Consider the following 18,685-nt stretch of genomic DNA (forward strand, 5'->3'; position numbering starts at 1 on the left):
GGGGCTCAAAGTCAAGCGTTACGGGCGACCAATAGCGAAAAACATCTACACAGTTATGCTTCGTCCAGGCTTGTGAACGGAGGAGCGAGGGCAGTGGAGGAAAAGGTGGCCGATTCGGTTCCCGTGCTGGTGCAGGTGGCCGACGGCGTGGGCACGATCTCGCTGAATCGTCCGCATCGCCACAACGCGATCGACGACGACACCCACGACCGGCTGGTCGAGGCGTGGGACGAGGTCCTCGCCGACCCACGCGTCCGCGTCGTCCTGATCCGGGGCGAGGGCCCCTCGTTCTGTTCCGGGCGGGACACCGCCCAGCTCGGCGAGCGCGTCGCGGGGGAGAGCGACCTGTCCTTCGTCCGGCGGCATCAGCTGATCCGCGAGACCCAGCTGACCTCTGCGAAGCCGGTGATCGCCGCGGTCCGCGGCGCGACCTTCGGCGGAGGGCTGGAGATGGCGTTGGCCGCCGACATCCGCATCGCGGCGAGCGACGTGAAGATGGCCTTCCCGGAGATTCGGTTCGGGCTGATGCCCGACACCGGTGGCACCCCGTTGACCACAATGCTGGCCGGGCCGTCACGGGCGAAATGGCTGGCGATGAGCGGCCGACCGATCGACGCCGCGCGCGCGTTGGCCTGGGGGTTGGTCGACGAGGTCGTCGAGCCGGAGGAGCTGGACAAGGTCGCGGCCGATTTCGCCGCGCAACTCGCCGAGTCCTCGTCCGAGGCGCTGTCGATGATCAAGAGCGCGGTCGACGGCATGTGGGCGGACGCGGTCCGGGCCGCCCTGCGGGCGGAGCTGCTCTCGCAGGTCGCGCTGTTCGCGGGCGAGGACTATCAGGCGCGCAAGCGGGCCGGACTGACCGACACTCATCCGGTCCTGCGCAACTCTCGAGACGAGGATTCCCATGCGTGACGCGGTAATCGTGGACGCCGTTCGGACCCCGGTCGGCAAGCGGAACGGAGCACTGGCTGACGTGCACCCGGTCGACCTTTCGGCACTGGTGCTCAACGAGCTCGTGCGTCGGACCGGCGTCGACCCGGCCGAGGTCGAGGACGTCATCTGGGGCGTCGGTGGGCAGTACGGCGAGCAGGGCTTGGACACCGCGCGCCAGGCGGTGCTCGCGGCGGGGTGGCCCGAGGACGTGCCGGGAGTGACCATCGACCGGCAGTGCGGCTCCTCGCAGCAGGCAATCCACTTCGCCGCGCAGGCGGTGCTGTCCGGCGACCATGACGTCGTCGTGGCCGGCGGCGTGGAGTCGATGACGCGCGTGGCGATGGGCATCACCGTCACCGCGCAGAGCAACCCGTATACGTCGCAGGGTTGGCAGGCCCGCTACGGCAGGTTGCCCAACCAGGGCATCGGCGCGGAGATGATCGCCGAGCGGTGGGGTCTGTCGCGCACGCAGCTCGACGAGTTCTCGGTGCGCAGTCACGAGCTGGCGGCAGCGGCGCAGGATCGCGGTTTGTTCGACGACGAGATCGTTCCCGTGGGTGAGTTCAGTACCGATGAGGGTGTGCGCCGCGGCGGGAGCGTCGAGAAGCTGGCGGGCCTCAAGACCGTTTTCAAGCAGGACGGTGTCATCCACGCCGGTAACGCCTCGCAGATCTCCGACGGCGCGGCCGCGCTGCTGGTGATGAGCGCAGAGAAGGCGCGGGCCCTGGGTCTGACGCCGATGGCGCGCTATCACACCGGTGTGCTGGCCGGGGCCGATCCGATGATCATGCTGACCGCGCCGATTCCCGCGACGGAGAAGGCGCTCAAACGCAGCGGCCTCTCGATCGGGGACATCGGCACCTTCGAGGTCAACGAGGCGTTCGCGCCGGTGCCACTGGCGTGGGCGGCGGACCTGGGAGCCGATGCGCAGCGACTCAACCCCAATGGTGGCGCGATCGCGATCGGGCACCCGATCGGCGGCTCCGGCGCGCGGATCGCGACCACGCTGTTGCACCACATGCGCCGCGAGGGCATCCGCTACGGGCTGCAGACCATGTGCGAGGGCGGCGGGCAGGCCAACGCCACCATCTTCGAATTGCTCGGCTGAGCCCGCGATGGAGATCTCGGGTAGGTCCGCGCTGGTGACCGGCGGTGCCGGTGGCCTCGGCGAGGCGACGGTGCGCCGGCTGGTGGCCGAGGGCGCCAGGGTGGTCATCGCGGACCTTTCCGATGACCGCGGCGCGAAGCTCGCCGCCGATCTCGGTGATGCCACGGTGTACGTGCGCACCGACGTCACCGACGAGGCTTCGGTCGGTGCGGCGCTCGACGCCGCGGCCGGCCTCGGCGAACTGCGGCTCGTGGTGAACAGCCACGGCGGGCCGGTGGCCGGCATGCGGGTGCTGAACAAGGACGGCTCCCCGATGCCGCAGGAACTGTTCGACCGCACCGTGGCGCTCTACCTGTCCGGCACCTTCCAGGTGCTGCGGCTCGCCGCGGCCCGGATGGCGGGGCTCGACCCGCTGGACAGCGGCGTGCGCGGACTCGTGGTGAACACCGCGAGCATCGCGGCCTTCGAGGGCCAGGTCGGGCAGAGCGACTACAGCGCGGCCAAGGCCGGCGTGCACGGGCTGACCCTGGTGGCCGCTCGTGACCTGTCCGCCGTCGGCATCCGCGTGGTGACGATTGCGCCGGGCACGTTCTTCACCCCGGCGTTCCGGATGGAGGAGGAGCAGGCCCAGGAGTTGTGGGGCAAGACCGTGCCGTTCCCCAAGCGGATGGGCCGCGCCGCCGAGTACGCCGACCTGGTCGCCTTCCTCGCCCGCAACGACTACGTCAACGGCGAGACGATTCGCATCGACGGCGCGCAGCGGTTCGGGCTGAGATAGGCCGGTGCACCCGGGAATCTTCGCCGCGTCGCGGCCGCAGCACGCTGCCGTGGTGCTGCATCCGTCCGGCGCGACGCAGACCTATGCCGAACTCGATGCCGCGGCCAACCGGATCGCGCACGTGATGCGCGAGCTGGGCCTGACCCGGGGCGACCGCATCGCGATCCTGTTGCCCAACCATCCGCGGTACCTGGAGATCGCCTGGGCCGCGCAGCGCAGCGGCCTGTACTACGTGCCGGTGAACCACCACCTCACGCCGGCCGAGACCGCCTACATCGTCTCCGATTGCGGGGCGCGACTGCTGGTCGGCAGTGCGGACCTGCTCGCCGTTGTCGCGGCCGAGGCATCCGACGTTGAGCACGTCGTCACCGTCGACGGGGACCTGCCGGGTGCGCACCGCTACCACCAACTGTGCGCCGCACAATCTGCTGAACCATTGCCCGACGCCGCCGAGGGCGCTTGGATGTTCTACTCCTCCGGCACCACCGGGCGACCCAAGGGCATCGTGCCCGGCGCGGTCGGCGCACCGCTCGGCACGGTCACCCCGTTCGACCGCATCGTGCGGGATCGCTTCGGTTACGACGACGACCTGCGCTACCTGGTGTCCGCGCCGCTGTACCACGCCGCACCGCTGGGCTGGTCCATGGCCGCGCACCGGGTGGGCGGCACCGTGGTGGTGCTGGAGTCCTTCGACGCCGAGCAGTGCCTCGCCGCGATCGAACAGCACCGCATCACCCACGCGCAGTTCGTGCCCACCCACTTCGTGCGGATGCTCAAGCTGCCGGAAGCGGTGCGCAATGCCTACGACCTGAGCAGCCTGCAGGTGGTCATCCACGCCGCTGCACCCTGCCCGGTCGAGGTCAAAGAAGCGATGATCGACTGGCTGGGTCCGATCGTCACCGAGTTCTACTCCGGCAGCGAGGGCATCGGCTTCTGCATGATCTCCACCGACGAATGGCTCGCCCACCGCGGCTCCGTGGGCCGGCCCGCGCTCGGCATCCCGCACATCCTGGACGACCAGGGTCGGGAACTGACGTCGGGTCAGGTCGGGGAGATCTGGTTCGAGACCCCGGCAACCTTCGCCTACCACGGCGATCCGGACAAGACCGCCGGGGCGTGGAACGACCGCGGTTGGGCCACCTTCGGTGACCTCGGTTCGCTCGCCGACGACGGTTACCTCTACCTCGCCGACCGTCGGGCCGATCTGGTGATCAGCGGCGGGGTGAACGTCTACCCGCGCGAGGCCGAGGACGTGCTGATCCTGCACCCGGCCATCATCGACGTGGCCTGCGTCGGCGTCCCGGACACCGAATACGGCCAAGTACTCGTCGCTGCGGTACAACCCGCTGTGGCGGCAGCGTCCGGGGAGGACCTGCTCACCGCGTTGGACGGATTTGTGCGTGAGCGGTTGTCGGGATTCAAGTGCCCCCGCCGTTACGTCGTGCTGGAGGAAATCCCACGCTTGCCAACCGGCAAGGTGCTGCGGCGCGAACTTCTGTCGGTGCTCGAGAACCACGCCACATGATGCCGAGGTAACGTCCACGGCCATGAACGGGGAACTGAGCCGACGGCGATTCCTGGTGCTCGGCGGTCTCGGCGTCGCGGCGACGACCTCGTGGGCGATGGGCCGCGGCGCCCCGGCAGGCGCTGCCGACCTGGCGGAACCGCCGGTACTGCGCAGCCATCGGGGTCGGCTCGAGGTCACGCTGGTCGCCGCGCCGGGGGTGCGACTGGCTGGGCGCGACACTCAAGCCCTGGGCTATAACGGCAGGTCACCGGGCCCCACGCTGCGGGTACGGCCGGGTGACGAGCTCGCCCTGCGGTTGACCAACAACCTGAGCACCCCGACGAACCTGCACACCCACGGACTGCGTGTGTCCCCGCAGGGCAACGCCGACAACCCGTTCGTCATGGTCGACCCCGGCGCCTCGTTCGACTACCGCATCCAGATCCCGAAGGACCACCCGGTCGGCACCTTCTGGTACCACCCACACCACCACGGCACCACAGCGGACCAGATCTTCGGTGGCCTGGCCGGCGCGTTGGTGGTCGCGGCCGAACCGGACCTGTCCGTGACCCGCGAGCGTGTGCTGGTGATCACCGACACGACGCTGACCAAGGACGGACACGTCGCCGATCCCGGCGGGATGGGCCGGATGATGGGCCGGCGCGGGGACCTGGTTCTGGTCAATGGCGAACACCGGCCCACCCTGGCGGCGACCACCGGCACCACACAGCGCTGGCGCATCGTCAACGCCTGCGCGTCGCGGATCCTGCGGCTCCACCTGACCGGCCCCGGGCTGCACCAGATCGCGCTGGACGGGATTTACCTGCACCGGCCCCAGTCGGCCGGCGTCGTGTTGCTGTCCCCCGGCAATCGCGCGGACTTCTTGGTCAGCCCCGAAGCGCCGGGGCGCTTCGAGCTGCGCACCGAACCTCGCCCGCCCGAGGAGGACAACGGCAGCGGGCCGACGAACGCACCGGCACCCAAGCCGATCCGGCTGGCCACGCTGGCGGTCACCGGGTCCCGTCGCCGCGCACCGTCTCTGCCCACCGCCCTCCCGGCGGCACCCGCCATCACCGGTCCGGTGCACGGCAACCGCAAGATCACCTTCGAGATGACCATGGGTGGCATGGGCCTGGGCGGTCTGCTCCCGGACGGTATGGGCATGGGCGACGGCGGCATGGCCTGGACCATCGACGGGCGCAGCTTCGACCCCAAACGCGACGACCAGAAGGTCCGGGCGGGGGACGTCGAGGAGTGGACGATCGCCAACGACAGCCCGATGGATCACCCGTTCCACCTGCATGTGTGGGGTTTCCAGGTGGTGGCCGACAGCAGCAACAACCCGGTCTCCGGCACGGCGCAGGACGTCGTCATGGTGCCCGCGAACGGTTGGGTGCGCGTCCGCGTCGCGTTCACCGGCTTCACCGGGCGCACCCTCTACCACTGCCACGTCGCCGACCACTCCGACGCCGGGATGATGGCGACCGTCAACGTCAGCTGAGGCCCGGGTCAGCCCGGCAGGGCCTTGGTCGGGCTCTGCGGGACCGACGGTTTGTTCGGGATGGACGGCTTGGTCAGCTTCGGGTCGCGGAAGAAGACCGGCAATTCGGTGATCTTCTTACCGAGCACCTTCTGCAGCGCGATCGCGGCGGCGGCATAGCCGGCAGCGACACCGGTCTCACCGGCGCCGCTGGGCACCAGGCTGCCGTCGTCGATGACGATGAACTCGGTCTCCGGCGGGGTGTCCCACTGGCGGGTCCAGTAGTAGTCGTCCCAGCCGCCCTGGACCGGAAGACCGTCCTGATAGTCCAGCGCCTCGGCGAACGCGGCGGAGATTCCGTCCATCATGCCGCCCATGAACTGGGCCTTACACGCGTCCGGGTTGATCGGGATGCCCATGGCGCCGGCGAAGATCGCCTTGGTGATCCGCGGGCCGATGCCACCGTGCCTTGCCTTTTCCGCGACCGCTGCCGGCCGGTTGTCGATCTCCATCAGGCAGGCCAGCTGGCATTTGTACTCAGTGTGGATGCCGATCGCCTGCGCCGTGCCGGGCGGCATCGTGCGGCCCCAGTCACCGCGCTCGGCGACCGCGTCGAGCGCGGCCACCATGCCCGGGTTCTTCGCGAACGCCCGCCGGAACCGGTACCCGTCCATGCCGAAGGCCTCGGCAATGTCCTCCACCAGCAGCTCGCGGGCAACCGCGACGTCGGGGGAGTACACGTTGCGTACCGGGCCGGTGGGTAGGAAGTCGTACTCGAGCGCCTCGGTCAGCGCGGTCCGGGTCGGGCCGAAGTTGTACGGGATCGCGGTGAGGATCTGGTAGAGCCACAGGGTCACCGACTCGTTGCCCCAGTAACGGCTGGGGTCCTTTTTCATCATCCGGGCGCTGATGACGTCACCGGCGCTGTGGGTGACGTCGCAGCAGCCCGAGGCGTGCCACTGGGTGAAGCTGGTGACGCTGTTGCCGACCTTGGTCGCCCGCACGTGGCAGACCGAGCCGGGGTGCGCGCGGCCGAACCGGACCTGGTCGGTGCGGTGCCACATCAGCCGCACCGGCTTGCCGAAGGCTTTCGACGCCCGCGCGGCCTCGAGGAACCGGTCACCGTGCAGGGCGGTCCCGAACGAACCACCGACGTAGACGACGTTGAGGGTGACCTTGTCCAGCGGCAGGCCCATCTCTTCCGCCACCATCGACAGCGGGGTGCCCGGAATCTTCGAGCCTCCCCACAGCTGCACCGAGTCGTCGCGGACATCCGCGACGCAGGAGTTCGGCTCCAGCGGGCCGGAGAGGCGGTAGTTGAACGTGTAGGTGTTCTCGAACACCTCTGAACCCGGCGGCGCCGGCTCCATCGGGAGCACCGTCTTGGCGATCTTGGCCATGATGTCGTCGTTGTTGACCGGGCCGGTGCTGCCCACGGCCCAGTCGACGTCGAGCGCACGAACGGCGTCGATGCACTGGCCGAACGTGGTTGCCCGCACCGCCACCGCTTGCGACCGGTGCGTGCCGTTGATGACGGCGACGTCGGTGACGCCGGGCATGTTCTTCACCTGGTCCATGTTGTTGACCTTGTTGATGGTGCCGTTGAAGATCGGCGGCCGGCACAACATGGTGGGCATTGCGCCCGGGATGTCCAGGTCCATCGCGTACTGCTTCTGTCCGGTGACGATCGCGTGGATGTCCTTGCGGGGCACGTTCTTGCCGATCCAGCCGCCCTTGGGCGGGCCGATCGCGGCGTTGAGGAGCGTGCCGACGAACTCGTTCTGCTCGGACGCGGCCAGGCCGGCCAGCTCGCCGTAACCGGCCCGCTGCGACTTCTTCGGTCCGTAGACGCATCCGTCCCCGGCGGTGCGCAGCCGCTCCGGCGCCACCCCCCACTTCTTCGCGGCCGCGCCGATCAGCTTGTGCCGGATCAGTTCACTCAACTCGCGCAGCGGCTCCCACATCGAGTAGACCGACGAGGACCCGCCGGTGAGCTGGGCCTCCATCAGGTCGATACGGGCCTTGGACTGAGTGATGTCGACCTGGTCGTACGGGATCTCCGCCTGGTCGGCGATGATCTGCGCGCACCCTCCCTCGACACCCTGCCCGACCTCGCACCGGGGCATGTCGAAGTGGATCCGGCCCTGCGGCGTGACCTCCAGAGTGAGCAGCGGGGTTATGGAGCGGGTCTGCTCCCGCATGAAGTCCATGAAGTCGTAGTTGTCCGACGGCGTGGGGTTGCTCAGGATGGGTGTAGCGCGTCCGTCCGTCCCGACCTTGCCGGAGGGCACCCCCGGAGCTTCGGCCGCGGCCGCGTGGTCGGGGTCGGCCACGTACCTGCCCGCAACGATCAGCGTCGAGCCCGCCAACACGTAGCCGACGAAGCGTCGCCGTTCGATGCCGCGGACCCCGGCGTCGGCCGTACCGGAGTTGGGCATCGCGACGTTGGTGGCTGATTGCGGTTGGGGCGACATATCGAGGCTTCCCTTCGCGCCGGATGGTTAGTGCAGCGTGGTTCACTAAGGACGGCCGGCGCAAGACCTCGCGGTCCGAAATAACGGGGGTGAGAGACGTGCGCGAACAGCGAGTCCGGAGACGGGATCCCGAGCGCCGGGCCCGCATCCTCGAGGCGTCGGCCACCCTGATCTCCAAGCACGGCTACCACTCGGTGGCGATGGCCGACATCGGTGCGGCGGCCGGAATCGTGGGTTCGGGGATCTATCGCCACTTCGACAGCAAGTCGGCCATCCTGGCCGAGCTGCTCGACGAGGTCATGCAGCGGTTGGAGGCCACGGCCGCCGAGATCACCATGCAGCATTTCGACGACCGCACCGCATTGACGGCCCTGGTCAGGGAACACGTCCAGGTGGCCGTGCAGGATCGGCACGTGCTGCGGGTCTACTACGCCGAGCTGCAGACCCTGGGCGAGGCCGAGCGGCGGCAGCTACGTCGCGCGCAGCGGCGCTACATCGAGGAGTGGGTCACGGTCACCGGCCCGCTGCGCCCGGATCTGGCCGACGGCGAGGTCCGGCTGTTGGTGCACGCCGCCATCGGGGTGCTCCAGTCGATCCTGTTCCACGACCTCGGCGTGCCCGAGCCCCGCGTCGTCGAGCTGCTGGTGGCGGCCGCGCACGCCTGCCTCGGGGTGCATCCAACTCCCTCGCTCGCCGCGCTGCCCAGCCGGCCGGCCGCGGTCGGCGACGACGAATTTAGTGAACTTACAGTCACTTAGCTCAGGTCCATAGGGCGCGCAAGGGCCCGGAATCCAGACAGGCCAGCAATTCCGCGGCGTCCCGGTACACCGTGACGGCGCCGGCGTCGGTCAACTCGGCGCGGGAGATGCCACCGGTGAGCACCCCCACGCAGCCGATGCCCGCCCGATGGGCCGCCTCGATGTCCCACACGGTGTCCCCGACGGCGATGGCGTTGCCGGCCGAGACGCCGGCCCTGGCCATGGCCACGTGGAAGATCTCCGGATCCGGCTTGGCGTCGGACACGTCCTCGCTGCTGGTGACCACATCGATGTGCTCACTGCCACCCAGCGCCTCGAGCAACGCGGGCAGTTCGCCGGCCGCCGCCGAACTGGCCAGCACCACCCGCGGCCCGCGCTGGGCCACCGCGGCCAGCAACTCCCGCGCCCCGTCGAAGGCACGCAGCTCCGGCTTGAGCACGTCGAAATGCTGCGCATGACTTTTCTTCGTCGCCGCCAGCCTGCTCTCCTCGGCGCCCGGCAGCAGTTCGCGTAGCAACAGGTCCGAGCCCTGCCCGATGTGTCGATGGATCCACGCCGTCGGCACGTTGTGGCCGAGATCGAGAAAGGCCCGACGCCAGGCCAAGGCGTGCAGGTAGTTCGAATCCAGCAGCGTGCCGTCGATGTCGAAGAGCACGGCAGAACTCATGCGGGTGTCCGTTCCGGTGCCGGGTTGTGCAACAGCAGCAGGGAACGGTCGCGCACCGTCAGCTTGTCCCCGCCCGCGGCCGGTGGCACCGGGTCCGGGTCGTCGGTGGTCAACACCACCGACCACTGGCCGCGGCCGGCGGGGATGGTGAACTCGACCGGCTCGTAGTGCGCGTTGATCAGCAGCAGCAGACGGTCCCGGTCGGTGTTCCCGTCCTCGTCGGCGATCTGCCGGCCGTCCAGGGCCACGGCGAGCGTTTTGGCGATCGGGTTGTGCCAATCGGCGTCGGTCATCTGTTGGCCGTCGGGCCGGTAGAGCACCATTTGCGCGGGCTCACCGCCCGGGCCACGCAAGTAGTCGCGCGGGTGCAGCCCGGCGTGCTCCCTGCGCAACGCGATCGCGGTGCGGGTGAACGCCAACAGGTCGGCGTCGGCGTTGTCCCAGTCGTACCAGGACACCTCGTTGTCCTGGCAGTAGGCGTTGTTGTTGCCGGCCTGGGTGCGGCCGAACTCATCGCCGCCCAGGATCATCGGCACGCCCGCGGACAACAGCAGGGTGCCGAGCAGATTGCGGCGCATCCGGGCACGCAGCTCGAGGATCCCGGCGTCGTCGGTGGGGCCCTCGGCCCCGCAGTTCCAGGAGCTGTTGTGGGACTCGCCGTCATGGTTGTCCTCGCCGTTGGCCTCGTTGTGCTTGTCGTTGTAGGCGGTCAGGTCGGCGAGGGTGAAACCGTCGTGAGCGGTGACGAAGTTGACGCTGGCGGTGGGAGTGCGCCGCTCGGTGGAGTAGATGTCGCCGCTGCCGGTCAGCCGCAGCGCGAACTCCCCGAGCTCACCCTCCGCGCCGCGCCAGAAGTCGCGCACCGAGTCGCGGTACTTGCCGTTCCACTCCGACCAGCGCGCCGGGAAACCGCCGACCTGGTACCCGGCGGTGTCCCACGGCTCGGCGATCAACTTCACCCCGGCCAGGGTGGGGTCCTGGTGGATCAGGTTGAGGAACGCCGAATGCATGTCCTGCTCGCCGGACTGCCGGGTCAGCGTGGTGGCCAGGTCGAAACGGAACCCGTCGACGTGCATCTCGGTCACCCAGTACCGCAACGAATCCATGATCAGGCGCAGCGGCATCGGGTGTCCGACGTTGAGGCTGTTGCCGGTGCCGGTGGTGTCGAAGTAGTGCGCGCGATCGTCCTCGACCAACCGGTAGTACGCGGCGTTGTCGATGCCCTTCATGCACAGCGTGGGGCCCAGGTGATTGCCCTCGGCGGTGTGGTTGTAGACGACGTCGAGGATCACCTCCAAGCGCGCCGCGTGCAGCGCCTTGACCATGGACTTGAACTCCGCAACCTGGCCCCCGGTGGTTCCGGCGGAACTGTATTCGCCGTGCGGGGCGAGAAAGCCGATGCTGTTGTAGCCCCAGTAGTTGCGCAGGCCCTGGTCCAGCAGGTGGCTGTCCTGCACGAACTGATGCACCGGCAGAAGTTCGATGGAGGTGACCCCGAGTTCGACGAGGTAGCCCGTGATGGCCGGGTGGGCGAGACCCGCGTAGGTGCCGGCGGTCTCCTTGGGCACATCCGGGTGGCGCATCGAGATGCCCTTGACGTGCGTCTCGTAGATGATCGTGTCGGCCAGCGGCACCCGCGGCGGGGAATCGTCGGCCCAGTCGAAGGCGCGGTCGGTGACCACGCTTTTGGGTATGGCGGCCGCGGAGTCGGTGGTGTCGATCGCCATCGGGTCGTCGAAGCGATGTCCGAACACGGCCTGTCCCCACTGGATGCTGCCGTCGATCGCGGTGGCGTGCGGGTCCAGCAGCAACTTGGCCGGGTTGGCCCGCAACCCCGCCGCGGGGTCCCACGGCCCGTGTACCCGCAGGCCGTACCGGGTGCCGGCTTTGACGCCGGCGAGGTGGCCGTGGAACACGTGGGCGGTGCGTTCGGGGAGTTCCACCCGGGTCTCGGTGCCGTCGTCGGCGAACAGGCAGACCTCGACCGCATCGGCGACCTCGGAGGCCACCGCGACATTGGTCCCGGAGCCGTCGACGGTGGCGCCCAGCGGGAAGGGCACGCCGGGACCGGTCGCAGCGGGATCAATCATGGGTGCTCCTCCGCAGCTCGTCTGGGTGGACCGCTTACCCGGATGCCGGCTCGGTCACACGGTGAATGCCCACCGGCGGATCGGGCAGGCCGTGGTCAATGTTTGCCGACCCTGGAGGACTGCGCCCATGACCAGCCCGGTGCTCGCCCTGCCCGCCCGCCTCCTCCGTACCGCGCGCAGCCTCGCCGGACGACTGGCTGTGCCGGCCAAGCGCGCGGCCGGCCTGATCGACCGCGCGGTTCATCGGGCGGGGCCGCAACCGTCGGCACAGGTCACCCCCGACCCCGGCCTCACCGCGACGACCGAACCGGCGGCGGATTCCGAGGTTGTTTCACCTCCGGCGGAGGTGGTCGTCGACCCGGTCCCGTTGCCCGAACCTGCGGCCGACCTCGACGTCGAGGTGACGCTCCCCTCCGAACTGCCCATCCCCAGCTACGACGCCATGAACGCAGCCGACGCCGCAGCGGCCATCAAGCAGCTGACCGACGCCGACGAGGTCCGCACGGTACTGCAGTTCGAGGAGGAGAACGCCAAGCGCAAGACCGTGCTCACGGCCGCCGGCGCCCACCTCGCGACGATGAACAACAGGCGCGGCGATGACGCCGGTTAACAGCCGGTAAGCGACGCCCACACCACGTTCGAGGATCCCCGAACCGGCAAGTCTCGCCGCAGACATGAAGGGAGTCACGTTCATGAGCGGAATCAAAAAGGCAGTCGTGCTGGCCACGGCGGGTTGCGTCGGGGTGTTGGGGTTCGGCGGGACCGCGTCGGCGGTCACTCACTCGCCGAGCCACCATTCGGTGGTGCAGAAGCACCCGAAGAAGCACAAGAAGAAGCACAAGAAGGGCAAGGGCATGAAGAACGGGTCGGGGGGCATCTACACCGGGCCGAGCCCGGCACCGAGCCCCGCCCCGGGAGCCGGCCCCGGCGGCCACGACCTCAGCCCGGTGATCTGGCCCGGTTAGCCCGACACGCAGGACGCGGATCCCGCCGATGCCCGACACGGTCGGGATCGGTGCCTTCCAGCCGTGACGCCGCCGCCCCGGATTGTCATACTCAGCCCAGGCGAAGAAGACGCCGCCCGGCTGACAAGGACTGTGGTTGGACTGGCAGGTCGACACGGCGGAACGCAGTGCCGTGCGCGGCGTGCAGGGCGAGCTGAGCAAACTGCTCGGCGGCATGGGCGCCGATGAGAGTGCGATTCACGATGCCGAACTGATCTTCACCGAGTTGATCGGCAACGTGGTTCGCCACGCGCCGGGGGCTGCCCGGGTGTCCCTGTCCTCGCCCGGTGGACGTTTGGTGCTCGCGGTGGAGGACGCCGGGCGGGGCTTTGTGTATCGCCCGCGGCCGGCCGCTGACGTGCAGGCCGAGTCCGGTCGGGGCCTGTTCATCGTCGCCGCGCTGGCCGAGGACGTGCGGGTGTCGGCGGGCTCCATCGGCGGTGCCCGGGTGGAGGTCCAGCTCCGCGGCGCCCCCGGCAGCGCGCCGCTGCGCGGGGCTCCCGGGGTGGCGGCCGAGCAACTGCGTGTGGTGCAGGGGCTCAGCGCCGCGCTGCACCGGACGGGTTCCGCGGAGGGCTTCTACGAACACGCCCTGGACGCGATCGTCACCACCCTCGGGGTGGACCGCGCCTCGCTGTTGCTCTACGACCCGGACGGGGTCATGCGGTTCAAGGCCTGGCGGGGGCTGAGTTCCGCCTACCGGCGGGCGGTGGAGGGGCATACCCCGTGGCAGCGGGGTGTTTTCGACGCGGTCCCGGTCGTGGTGCCCGACGCGCAGGCCGATCCGGAACTGGTCGGCCTGCTGCCGGTGTTGCGCGCCGAGGGCATCGCCGCGCTGGCGTTCCTGCCGCTGATCACTCGCGACGGCCTCATCGGCAAATTCATGCTCTATTACGACCGCCCGCACCCCTTCGGGGTGGACGAGATCGCCCTGGCCGAGGTGCTGGCCGGGCAGATCGCGTGGGCGGCCGACCGGCAACAGGCCCACGACGAACTGCGCGCCGCGGCCGAGCGGGCACAGCGATCCGCCCGGCGGCTGGCCAGTCTGCAGAAGGTGACCGCCGAACTGTCCCGTGCGGTCACCACCTCCGACGTCGCCGCGGTCGCGCTCGGCGTCGCGTTGGCCGAACTCGGCGCCGACACCGGCTCGCTGTGCATGCTCGACGGCGACCAACTGACCATCGCGGCGGCGGCCGGCTACGAATCCGACGTGCTCACCCACTGGGGCAGCTTCCCGTTGGACGCCGACCTGCCCGCGTCGGAGGCGGTGCGCACCGGGCGCGCGGTGTTCCTGTCCAGCTCGGCCGAACGCGCCTCCCGGTACCCGGTGTTCGCGGCCAGCCCGGTGGTTCGCGACGAGGCCTACGCGATCATCCCGCTGGCCCCGGAGGCCCCCCTCGGGGCCCTGGTCGTCGGCTTCCCGCAACCGCGGTCCTTCACCGAGGAGGACGAGGCGTTCCTCACGGCGTTGGCCGGTCAGTGCGCAGCGGCGCTGAGCCGGGCGGCGCTCTACGAGGAACGCGAGCGCGGGCGGCTGGCTGCCGAGGCCGCCGCCCGCTCGCTGCAGGCCGCGCTGTTGCCCCCGCAGTTGCCCGAGATCAGCGGCCTGGATGTCGGTGCCCGGTACCTGGCCGGCGGGCCGGGAACCGAGGTGGGCGGGGACTTCTACGACGTGTTCCCGCTGTTCGGGCATCGCCACCTGGTGGTGCTCGGTGACGTGTGCGGGCGCGGGGCCGAGGCCGCCAGTACCGCGCTGCTGATCCGTCACGTCATTCGCTCCGCCGCGGTCAACCTACGCACGCCCGCGGCGATCCTGGCCCACCTCAACGACGTGCTGTGCCGGCACAACGAGCAGAGCCCAGCGGCCGACCCGCGGTTCGCCACCGCGGTGGTGGCCGTGGTGCACCCGCGGTCGGACGGCAGCGTGGGCATCCACCTGGCGGTGGCCGGGCATCCGCTGCCGTTGCTGTGCCGGCCGGGCACCGAGGTGTCCGCGGTCGGCCCGACGGGATGCCTGCTCGGCGTCATCGCCGCCGCCGGCTTCGACGATTACCCCCTGGTGCTGGCGCCGGGCGATGCGCTGGTCTGCTACACCGACGGCGTCACCGAACGCCGCAACGGCCGGGCCTTTTTCGGTGAGGCCCGGTTGGCCGCCGTACTGCAGGGCCCGAGCAGGGATGCCGAGGAGATGGCCGGCGCGGTGGAGACCGCCGTAGCCGGATTCGCCGCCGATGAACCCAGCGACGACCTGGCAGTGCTGGTGCTGCGCGCACCGGTGGGCGTTTGAATAGGGGCACAGTCCGGTCTGAGGAGTGGCGATGGAGCTCGGGCAGAACCTTATTCAGCGCATCAACGTCGCGGACTCCCTCGCCCGCTGCGCGGCCGCCCGCCCCGGGCACACCGCTCTCGTCGACGGTGACCGGTCCTGGACCTACGCCGAGTTCGATGACTGGGTGAACCGGGTGGCCCGCGGGCTGGCCGCCCGTGGGTACGCCCGCGGCGACGCGCTCGCGTTGGCGTCGGGCAACAGTGCCGAGTTCCTCGCCGTGTACTACGCCTGCGGCCGGTTGGGCGTGGTGTGCGTGCCGATCAACCTCGGCTGGCGCGTCGACGAGGTCGCCTACGTGCTCGGGCATTCCTCGTCCCGCGGCATTGTGATGGAGTCTCAGCTCGTCGGGCCGCTCAGCGACGCGGTGAGCAAGGTGAGCGAGGTGGCCGACGTCATCGTGCTTCCCGGCACCGGCGAGTCGTGGCAGGCGCAACCCGCGGACCGGGCCTGGATCACGCTGGACGAGCTGGAGTCGGCCGGGTCGGACCCGGTCGAGGTGTTCGTGGCCGACCGTGACCCGATCAGCTACCTCTACACCTCGGGCACCACGTCGTTCCCGAAGGGCGTGGTCGGCACGCACCTGTCCATCTACCTGCAGTCCTCCGCGGCGGCGTTGGACAACGAATGGAACTCCCGCGACCGGTTCATCGCGATGATGCCGATGTTCCACACCGCCCAGCTCAACGCGTTCTGCACGCCGGCGATCCTGGTCGGCGCCACGATCCATGTGCACCGCGGGTTCGAACCGCAGCGCTTCCTGGACACCATCTCCCAACACGGCATCACCCAGGTCTTCGGTCTGCCGATGATGTACCGCGCGGCACTGGACCATCCCTCCTTCGCCGGCCGAGACCTGAGCTCGTTGCGGCGTGCCACCTACGCGATGGCACCGATGCCGCAGGCGCAGATCCGGGCCTGCCTGGACGGCTTCGGCTGCGGGTTCTCGCTGTTGTTCGGGCAGACCGAGATGAGCCCGATCACCACATTGTTCCGGCCCGAGCACCAACTCAGTCACGTCGGTGCGGTGGGCACCCCGATCACCGGGGTGCGGGTGGGCATCATGGGCGACGACGGGGAGCTCTTGCCGCCGGGGGAGACCGGCGAGATCGTCTACCGCGCGCCCTCCACGATGCAGGGCTACCTGGACAACCCCGAGGCCACCGCGGAGGCGTTCCGGCACGGCTGGTTCCACTCCGGCGATGTGGGACGGTTCGGACCGGACGGCATGCTGTGGTTCACCGACCGGTACAAGGACGTGATCAAGACCGGCGGGGAGAATGTCGCCTCGCTCGAGGTGGAGCGGGCCGTCTACGACGTCGCGGAGAACATCGCCGAGGTGGTGGTGATCGGACTGCCGCACGAGCGGTGGACCGAGGCGATCACGGCTGTCGTGGTGGTCAAACCGGGGACCACGCTGGACCCGGAAGCCCTGCGCACTGCGCTGCGCGGGCGGTTGGACGGCTACAAGGTGCCCAAGTCGGTGATCGTCGCCGAGCAGCTTCCGCGCACTTCCACCGGGAAAATTCAGAAGAACGTGCTGCGCGACCTGCACGCCGCCCACTACCAACACGACGTTAGGTAACACCCGTACTTTTGGCCTGAAACCCCTGCCGCAACGAGTAAACCTCGGGTGTGACCTGAGAATCGCTGGAGAATCTGCGTTTTCTTTTCGAAGGTCTGCGGGTAGTGCCTCCCTAGAGCGAAAGCGAAGGAGGATCTCATGCGCAGAATTTCAACGATCGTGGGGACCGTGGGACTGATCGGCGCGTTCTGCGCGCCCAGCGCCGCAGCGGCCGAGCACGGCAACGTGACGGTGCCGGCCAGTATCAACGGTGCCTGCACCCCGGACGGCTCGAGCTCAAGCACGTCCAAGTCCCCGAAGTCGTCTGGTTCGCCGGGCGAGGGCAAGACGCCGAAGGCACCGCACTCGCCCAAGGGTGCGCCGCAGACACCGGCCGTGCCGAAGGCACCGGATGTGCCCCCGGCACCGGGCGTGCCCCCGGCACCGGGCGTGCCGAAGGCACCCATGCCCAACACCCCGGGTGCCCCGAACGCACCGGGTGTCCCGAACGCACCGGATGCCCCGAACGCACCGGGTGCCCCCAGCGTGCCGGGTGGCCCGAGTACACCGGGCGCCCCGAATGCCCCGGGTGCCCCCAGCGAACCGGGTGGCCCGAGTGCACCGGGCGCGCCGAGCGCCCCGACCCCGCCGAGTGTGGGTGGCCAGAGCGACCCGGGTATGCCGTGCGATTCGGATCCCCCGCTGGATGGCTACGCGCAGCCGCCGGCGCTTGCTACTACCCGTTGACCGTCCGCGCCCTGCCCCTCGTTAGGCGAGGGGCAGGGCGCTTTCCTGCACCACCCAGCATGCCGCGCGGACCGTGGCGCGCAGGCCGGGCACCCGCCGCAGCGCGGGCGTGCGGCCGATGTCGTTGGCCACCATCTGCGCCGCCTGAACCTTGATGCGCGCCACCGTGGAGGAGTCCGCCGGGTTGCGGGCCAGCACCAGCGCGACCCAGTCGTCGATGTATTCGCGTTGCGCGACGTGCATCTCCCGGCCCAGTGGCCCGGACGTTAGATGCACCGACTCCGCGATCAGCGTGGTGACCAGGTCGCTCTGCTCGAGCGCGAGGTCAACGTAGGAATCGGTCACCCGGCGCAGGGCGTCCGCCGCGGTGTGCGCGCCGTCGGTGGCCGCGAGCAGGTCCGCACGCAACCGCTCGTGCCCGCGCTGCATCGCCTCGATCAGGATGTGATGCTTGCTCGGGAAGTGGTGGTAGACGCTCGGGCCGGCGATGCCGACCGCTGCGCCGATGTCGTCGATGCTCACCGCCGCGTAGCCATTGCGGGCGAACAGTCCGACCGCGGCATCGATCAACCGATCTCCTCGGCCGGAGCAGCGGGCTCGCCTGGGCGCCGGCGTCGGGTCGGCATCGGCATCGGGATCCAACCGGAGCACTCGCAGGGTCAGCTCGGCCAGCAGCTCTTCGAACTGCGCGCGCGGCAGCGTGAGGCGGTGGAAGGACACGCTGGTGAGCACGGCCATCGCGCAGCCGGCGAGCAGTTCCGCCTGATCGGTGTTCAGCTCGGGCCGGGCCGCGGACAGTTCGGCCGCGAACCAGCGATTGGCCTGCTGAATCTTCCGGCGCAGTCGGGCGTGATCTGCGCTGTCCAGCGCGCGCGCCTCCCGTTGCCACAGCACCCCGGACAGCCGGTTGTCCAGCGCGTTCGCGGCCAGCACGCGGATCAACCCGGGCAGGCCCGCACCGGTCGCGGCCGGCAGCCGGGCCAGGGTGTCCTCGAACGCGGCATCCACCACGTCGTAGAGCAGCTCGGCCTTGCCGGCGTAGTGCCGGTAGAACGCCGACGGCCCCATGTTCACCGCATCCGCGATGTCGGCGACGGCCACGTTGGCGTAACCGTGCCGGGCGAACAACTCAGCACCCGCCGCACGGACCAGCTCGCGGCGATTGCTGGGCCGCGTGCCACGGGGCGGGGGACTAGTCATAAGTCACTTAGTGTGACACATTAAGTGAACGACGGTTAGTCCCTCGGTG

15 protein-coding genes are annotated in these 18,685 nt (G+C 69.7%); 11 read left to right on the forward strand and 4 right to left on the reverse strand.

The genetic code is table 11. The features are described from left to right. The first annotated feature begins 105 nt into the window (after window positions 1–105). Genes VGJ14_09365 through VGJ14_09385 form a run of 5 tightly spaced genes read left to right on the forward strand, consistent with a single transcriptional unit; the run spans window position 106 to window position 5,827 of the window. The gene (locus tag VGJ14_09365; protein HEY2832622.1) at window positions 106–912 is read left to right on the forward strand and encodes an enoyl-CoA hydratase/isomerase family protein; all 807 of its coding nucleotides are present in this window, start codon (window positions 106–108) and stop codon (window positions 910–912) included. Further along, complete coding sequence (locus tag VGJ14_09370) at window positions 905–2,041, forward strand: acetyl-CoA C-acyltransferase (protein HEY2832623.1); 1,137 nt, start codon at window positions 905–907, stop codon at window positions 2,039–2,041. Before VGJ14_09365 ends, VGJ14_09370 begins: the two co-directional genes overlap by 8 nt. Window positions 2,042–2,048: 7 nt before the next feature. Beyond that, complete coding sequence (locus VGJ14_09375) at window positions 2,049–2,819, forward strand: SDR family NAD(P)-dependent oxidoreductase (GenBank protein HEY2832624.1); 771 nt, start codon at window positions 2,049–2,051, stop codon at window positions 2,817–2,819. Between the two features lie 4 nt (window positions 2,820–2,823). Next, complete coding sequence (locus VGJ14_09380; GenBank protein ID HEY2832625.1) at window positions 2,824–4,344, forward strand: AMP-binding protein; 1,521 nt, start codon at window positions 2,824–2,826, stop codon at window positions 4,342–4,344. 22 nt (window positions 4,345–4,366) lie between these two features. Next, a complete protein-coding gene (locus tag VGJ14_09385; protein ID HEY2832626.1) occupies window positions 4,367–5,827 on the forward strand; it encodes a multicopper oxidase family protein in 1,461 nt (486 codons plus the stop codon). 8 nt (window positions 5,828–5,835) lie between these two features. On the opposite strand, the gene VGJ14_09390 is transcribed toward VGJ14_09385, so the two are convergent. Continuing rightward, window positions 5,836–8,244 carry a molybdopterin cofactor-binding domain-containing protein gene (locus VGJ14_09390; GenBank protein HEY2832627.1) on the reverse strand — a complete coding sequence of 803 codons (2,409 nt, stop codon included), beginning with the start codon at window positions 8,242–8,244 and terminating at the stop codon, window positions 5,836–5,838. A 134-nt stretch (window positions 8,245–8,378) separates the two neighbouring features. Between VGJ14_09390 and VGJ14_09395 the strand changes: the two genes are divergently transcribed. Beyond that, window positions 8,379–9,038 carry a helix-turn-helix domain-containing protein gene (locus tag VGJ14_09395; protein ID HEY2832628.1) on the forward strand — a complete coding sequence of 220 codons (660 nt, stop codon included), beginning with the start codon at window positions 8,379–8,381 and terminating at the stop codon, window positions 9,036–9,038. A gap of 1 nt (window position 9,039) precedes the next feature. Here the strand turns inward: VGJ14_09395 and VGJ14_09400 are convergent, their stop codons facing one another. Beyond that, complete coding sequence (locus VGJ14_09400) at window positions 9,040–9,705, reverse strand: HAD family hydrolase (GenBank protein ID HEY2832629.1); 666 nt, start codon at window positions 9,703–9,705, stop codon at window positions 9,040–9,042. Continuing rightward, on the reverse strand, window positions 9,702–11,795 hold the full coding sequence (glgX, locus tag VGJ14_09405) for a glycogen debranching protein GlgX (GenBank protein ID HEY2832630.1): 2,094 nt from the start codon (window positions 11,793–11,795) through the stop codon (window positions 9,702–9,704). The genes VGJ14_09400 and glgX overlap by 4 nt, the downstream gene beginning before the upstream one ends. A gap of 127 nt (window positions 11,796–11,922) precedes the next feature. On the opposite strand from glgX, the gene VGJ14_09410 reads away from it, so the two are divergent. The 5 genes from VGJ14_09410 to VGJ14_09430 all read left to right on the forward strand — a co-directional run bounded on the left by VGJ14_09410 (window position 11,923) and on the right by VGJ14_09430 (window position 17,436). Beyond that, window positions 11,923–12,405: a hypothetical protein gene (locus VGJ14_09410; protein ID HEY2832631.1), complete on the forward strand. Its 483-nt coding sequence runs from the start codon at window positions 11,923–11,925 to the stop codon at window positions 12,403–12,405. Window positions 12,406–12,487: 82 nt separating this feature from the next. Beyond that, window positions 12,488–12,760 (forward strand): hypothetical protein, encoded by a 273-nt coding sequence (locus VGJ14_09415; protein ID HEY2832632.1) that lies wholly within the window; start codon window positions 12,488–12,490, stop codon window positions 12,758–12,760. 136 nt (window positions 12,761–12,896) lie between these two features. Further along, a complete protein-coding gene (locus VGJ14_09420) occupies window positions 12,897–15,086 on the forward strand; it encodes a SpoIIE family protein phosphatase (protein HEY2832633.1) in 2,190 nt (729 codons plus the stop codon). 31 nt (window positions 15,087–15,117) lie between these two features. After that, a complete protein-coding gene (locus VGJ14_09425; protein ID HEY2832634.1) occupies window positions 15,118–16,710 on the forward strand; it encodes an AMP-binding protein in 1,593 nt (530 codons plus the stop codon). A gap of 138 nt (window positions 16,711–16,848) precedes the next feature. Beyond that, window positions 16,849–17,436, forward strand: a complete 588-nt coding sequence (locus VGJ14_09430) for a hypothetical protein (GenBank protein ID HEY2832635.1) — start codon at window positions 16,849–16,851, stop codon at window positions 17,434–17,436. Window positions 17,437–17,457: 21 nt separating this feature from the next. Here the strand turns inward: VGJ14_09430 and VGJ14_09435 are convergent, their stop codons facing one another. Then, entirely contained in the window at window positions 17,458–18,636 is a 1,179-nt protein-coding gene (locus tag VGJ14_09435; GenBank protein HEY2832636.1) for a TetR/AcrR family transcriptional regulator, read from the reverse strand. Window positions 18,637–18,685 lie beyond the last annotated feature (49 nt).

The organism is Sporichthyaceae bacterium, from assembly GCA_036493475.1.
In the GTDB taxonomy this organism is placed as follows: domain Bacteria; phylum Actinomycetota; class Actinomycetes; order Sporichthyales; family Sporichthyaceae; genus DASQPJ01.